Source organism: Mycobacterium sp., assembly GCF_049280035.1.
Classification (GTDB): domain Bacteria; phylum Actinomycetota; class Actinomycetes; order Mycobacteriales; family Mycobacteriaceae; genus Mycobacterium.
The window spans coordinates 1-4,912 of record NZ_JBAPPI010000714.1; the positions used below are offsets into that span (position 1 = coordinate 1).

Consider the following 4,912-nt stretch of genomic DNA (forward strand, 5'->3'; position numbering starts at 1 on the left):
CCAGGTGTCCCGCGGCGGACGCGGCTGCGGGAACTCGGCAAGCCACATGTGCACACCCTGATGAGCCGGATCGGCACCAAGTAGCCGGTGCAGCGCCGTCGTGCCGGTGCGCACCAATCCGGTGACAAAGATGGGCCGCTTGATGGCGACGTCGGCATGTTGCGGGTATTGCTTCCAAGCCGATTCCGACAGCAGCCTGGCCACCAGCGCGCCGCGTAGGAAGAAGCGGTTCATCTTGCTGCCCAACGCGGTCAGGCCGGCTTCCCGCTGGTAAGAGTCCAGCAGCACGGCCAACGCTTCGCGGTAGTTGTCGTCGTCGGCGCCGAAGTCGTCGAGCCCGGTCAGCTTGGTGGCCGACGCGTGGAGTTCGTCGACGGTTGCGATTTCGGTGCGTTCGGTCATTACGCCGACTCTCCCCCGCAAGCGGGAGGTGCCCCCACCTCATCGCTTCGCTCTGCATCGTCGTCGCCGGCGGGCATCAGGTGTGGTACTCGCCGCAGTTGACATCGAGCGTCTGGCCGGTGATGCCGCTGGACAGGTCGCTGGCCATGAAGAGAATCGCCGACGCTACCTCGTCCTCGGTGGGCAGCCGCTTGAGGTCGGAGTTCGCCGCTGTTGCCTGGTAGATCTGCTCTGCTGTGGTGCCGTACTTGGCCGCCTGATGGTTGAAGTAGGCCTGCAAAGTGTCACCCCAGATGTAGCCGGGGGCAACGGAATTGACGCGGATGCCCTGCTCACCCAGCTCGGTGGCCAACGACTGCGACATGGACAGCAGCGCGGACTTGGCCATCTTGTAGGCGCCGTATTTCGCCTGGGAGTGCCGGATCACCATGGAGTTGACGTTGACGACCGAGCCGTGCGACGCGGCCAGCGCCGGGGTGAAGCCCTGGATGAGCCTTAAAGCCCCCAGCGCGCTGAGCTCGATCGCGTCGCGGATGTGCTGAAATGTGGTGCCGGCCAATGGCTTCATCGATGGCACCCGAAACGCGTTGTTGATCAGCACGTCGGCCTTGCCGTAGGCCTCGATGGTGGCGTCGACGAGGTTGGCGACCTGATCGTCGTGGGTGATGTCGGTGCGCACCGTCACCGCCCGGCCTCCGGCGTCGGCGATCTGCTTGGCGACGTCGTCGAGACGCTCCGGGGTGCGGGCAGCCAGCACCAGGTCGGCCCCCTCCCGTGTGCATCGGTGCGCCAGCGTCGTGCCCAGACCCGGGCCGACCCCACTGATCACCACAACCTTGCCGTCGAGCATTTCGGTCATCCCAGCATCCTTGCCGCAATTTGCTGTTGGCGCAACGCTATTCGCGTACGCCATTCCTCATCTGAAATCTTGTTGTGCTCGAAATGCGGCAAGTTGGCCGGTATCGCGTCGAAGTCGACCAACTCGACGGTAGGTCCGTCGGCGTCGGCGAGTTGGCGCGACACTCGTTGCCAGCGGAACTGCAGAAAACCCCGCCGATGGCCGAGCGTCTCCACCCAATTGGTAACGCCGGGGTTTTGGTCGGCGACGACGATGCGTACCTTGCCGTCCGGATCCGCCTGGGCCTGAGTGTTGTTCAACGACGTCTGGTGGTTGATGTAGTCCAGCGAGATGTACCACAGGCTACCTAGCTGGAAGCCGAGGTAGGGGGCATCGGAGACCGGGATGGTGATCACCAGCGCTTGATCGGGCCGCAGGTCGAAGTGCCCGACCGACGAATACTGGGTGGCCAGGCCGCCGGGTGTCAACCGGGGCGCGACCATCGTGTTGACCGGGATGTCGAGATAGAACCATTGCGGAAACTGCAACCACGTCTTGATCCGATTGACTAGTTGCTTTCCCGCTGTGGCATAACGCTTTTCAATGGCCTGGCGAGTCAGTGGCGGCGGCGCGGTGCCTGCGGTGTCCAATCGGGAAATGGACAGCGTGCCCCGCTGCGCCGACCAGTCGCCGTACACCTCACGGATCACTAGCTGACCGGGGCTCGTCGGTCGCACCTGCCATTGGAAGCTGCCGTCGGCAGCGATCTCGAGCTCGCGGTCGTCGAACGCGGCCTGGCTGGCGGGCACGCTGTCGTCGGTGTACTCACCGCCGAGCAACTGAAAGCTCAGGTCGGTGGTGGTGCCACGCACGCCGGTGACCAAGTAATCGTGGTCAGGCTGGACCCGGCAGCCGAAGTAGAGGGTGTCCGGGTTGTCCAAGCCCATCTTGGTGAACGGCCCGGTGCCCGACAGCAGCATCGGATGGTTACGCTCGTAGTCAAACACCATGTGCGTGCAGGCCGCCACACACCCGGCCAGGTATTGCAGCCCCTCGAACAGGTCGGCTTCGGTCTCGATATGCGGTGCGGCTGCGACCAGTTTTTCGGCCTCGGCGATTGCGTCGGTAAGCGGCTGGGAGAAGAGGGGAGCGGACACGCCTTGACGCTAGAACGTGTTCTAATTTTCGTCAATGGGCGAACATTCCCGCGTGTTGGCGCGGGCAGTCACCGACGAGGCTTGCTCATTCCCCGACTACGGCGCGCACTGTTGCGACAGGTCGATCAGGTGCTGCCGCACATCCGGATGCCGATTCAGGTAATCGATGACGTTGGGGCCGCCGCCCTCGGCCTCGGACCTGGCCTGCAGCTCGTGGTGCAGGTCGGGATGCCGCTGTAGGTACGAGTCGATGGAATTACCCACGGTCTGATCGCATTCGGCGTTCGCCACTGGCAACGCAATGAGCGTCGCGGCCGAGGCACTCAGCAGGCCACCAGCGAGCAGACCATACAGTCCGCGGCGACGGGACCTCGGGGTTCTGGAAGTCATGGTCATCGGATTGCTCCTTCGGGCACCGGCTCTTGCTTCGATGTAATAATCGAGGGTACCCGCGACAGCGTTACCGCTGCCTTTGCTGAAGCTGTGAGGCTAGTGTGTGACGGCTTTCTGACCGCTGGCCGCCTGCTCGCGCTTGATCTCCAACGCGATATCGATGAGCTGGTCTTCCTGACCGCCGATGAGTTTGCGCTGGCCCGCCCGGTGCAACAGCTGGTGAGCCGGAACGTCGTAGCGCTCGGCCTGGCGCACGGCATGCTTGAGAAAGCTGGAGTAGACCCCGGAGTACCCCATGATCAGGGCGTTGCGGTCGAGTAGGCATTCGGCCGGCATCGCCGGGCGCACCACGTCCTCGGCGGCGTCGGCGATGTCGAAGAAGTCGATGCCGGTCTTGACGCCGATCTTGTCGAACACCCCGATCAGGGCCTCGACGGGCGCGTTGCCCGCACCGGCGCCGAAGCGCCGGCAGGAGCCGTCGATCTGCTTGGCGCCCGCCCGCACGGCCTCCACCGAGTTCGCCACCCCCAGGCCGAGGTTCTCGTGGCCATGAAAACCAACTTGAGCAGCCGACCCCAATTCGGCGACCAGCGCCGAAACCCGGTCCGCGACGCCGTCGAGCACCAGCGCCCCGGCCGAGTCGACCACGTAGACGCACTGGCAGCCGGCGTCGGCCATGATCCGGGCCTGCGCGGCCAGCTTCTCCGGCGGAATGGTGTGCGCCATCATCAGGAACCCGACGGTTTCCAGCCCCAGCTCGCGGGCCAGGCCGAAGTGCTGAATCGACACGTCGGCCTCGGTGCAGTGGGTGGCGATTCGGCAGATCGAGCCGCCGTTGTTCTGGGCCTCCTTGATGTCCTCCTTGGTGCCCACACCAGGCAGCATCAAGAAGGCGATCTTCGCCTCTTTGGCGGTTTCGGCCGCCAGCTTGATCAGCTCCTGCTCGGGTGTCTTGGAGAACCCGTAGTTGAAGCTCGAGCCACCCAGCCCGTCACCGTGGGTGACCTCGATGACCGGCACACCCGCGGCGTCCAGGGCAGCCACGATCGCGCCGACCTCGTCCTTGGTGAACTGGTGGCGCTTGTGGTGCGAGCCGTCGCGCAGGGACGTGTCGGTCATCCGGACGTCCCAGATCGGGTTGAAGAAGATGTCGGTACTCACGCTTGCGCTCCTCCCGCCGTCGCGGATAGGGATTCCTTCGCGATTTCCTCGCCGACCTTGGTGGCCGCGGCGGTCATGATGTCGAGGTTGCCCGCATACGGGGGCAGGTAATCGCCTGCGCCCTCGACCTCGACGAACGTGGTGACCAAGGCCTGGCCGCCGGAGTTGATCGACGGCTCGTCGAACTGCGGCTCGTTGAGCAACCGGTATCCCGGCACGTAGGTCTGCACCTCGGCCACGACATCGTGGATGGACTTGGCGATCGCGTCGCGGTCGGCATCCTCGGGAATGGCGCAGAAGATGGTGTCGCGCATGATCATCGGCGGGTCGGCCGGGTTGAGGATGATGATCGCCTTACCGCGCTTGGCGCCACCGATGGTTGCCACACCGTTGCTGGTGGTCTTGGTGAACTCGTCGATGTTCGCCCGGGTCCCGGGACCGGCGGAAACTGAAGCCACCGACGCCACGATCTCGGCATAAGGCACGTCCACAACCCGCGACACCGCATAGACGATGGGGATGGTCGCCTGCCCACCACAGGTGATCATGTTGACGTTGGGCGCGTCGAGGTGCTCACGCAGGTTCGCCGGCGGAATCACCGCCGGACCGACCGCGGCCGGCGTCAGGTCGATGGCCCGGATGCCCGCCGCCTGGTACTTCGGGGCCGCGTCGCGGTGCACGTAGGCGCTGGTTGCCTCGAACACCATGTCGGGCTTCTCGGACTGGGCGAGCAGCCAGTCGACACCTTCGTGGGTGGTCTCCAGACCCAGCTTGCGCGCCCGCGCCAAGCCTTCGCTTTCGGGGTCGATACCCACCATCCAGCGCGGTTCGAGCCACTCCGAGCGCCGCAGTTTGTACAGCAGGTCGGTGCTGATATTGCCCGACCCGACAATGGCAACAGTTGCCTTGGACGGCATGGACGCTCCTTTTACTCGAAAGACAGCCGGACGGACCCGAGGCC

Annotated in this window: 6 protein-coding genes; all 6 read right to left on the reverse strand. The window is 64.8% G+C overall.

Annotated features, from left to right (window positions below):
- The coding region (locus WAN71_RS23050) for a sulfotransferase (RefSeq protein WP_422227549.1) at window positions 1-402 on the reverse strand (402 nt) is incomplete at its 3' end.
- 76 nt (window positions 403-478) lie between these two features.
- On the reverse strand, window positions 479-1,261 hold the full coding sequence (locus WAN71_RS23055; RefSeq protein WP_422227550.1) for an SDR family oxidoreductase: 783 nt from the start codon (window positions 1,259-1,261) through the stop codon (window positions 479-481).
- Complete coding sequence (locus WAN71_RS23060; RefSeq protein WP_422227551.1) at window positions 1,258-2,397, reverse strand: hypothetical protein; 1,140 nt, start codon at window positions 2,395-2,397, stop codon at window positions 1,258-1,260. Before WAN71_RS23060 ends, WAN71_RS23055 begins: the two co-directional genes overlap by 4 nt.
- A gap of 96 nt (window positions 2,398-2,493) precedes the next feature.
- Window positions 2,494-2,787: a hypothetical protein gene (locus WAN71_RS23065; protein WP_422227553.1), complete on the reverse strand. Its 294-nt coding sequence runs from the start codon at window positions 2,785-2,787 to the stop codon at window positions 2,494-2,496.
- 99 nt (window positions 2,788-2,886) lie between these two features.
- Window positions 2,887-3,909 carry a 4-hydroxy-2-oxovalerate aldolase gene (gene dmpG, locus WAN71_RS23070; RefSeq protein WP_422227554.1) on the reverse strand — a complete coding sequence of 341 codons (1,023 nt, stop codon included), beginning with the start codon at window positions 3,907-3,909 and terminating at the stop codon, window positions 2,887-2,889.
- A 38-nt stretch (window positions 3,910-3,947) separates the two neighbouring features.
- Complete coding sequence (locus WAN71_RS23075; protein WP_422227552.1) at window positions 3,948-4,868, reverse strand: acetaldehyde dehydrogenase (acetylating); 921 nt, start codon at window positions 4,866-4,868, stop codon at window positions 3,948-3,950.
- Between the last annotated feature and the right edge of the window lie 44 nt (window positions 4,869-4,912).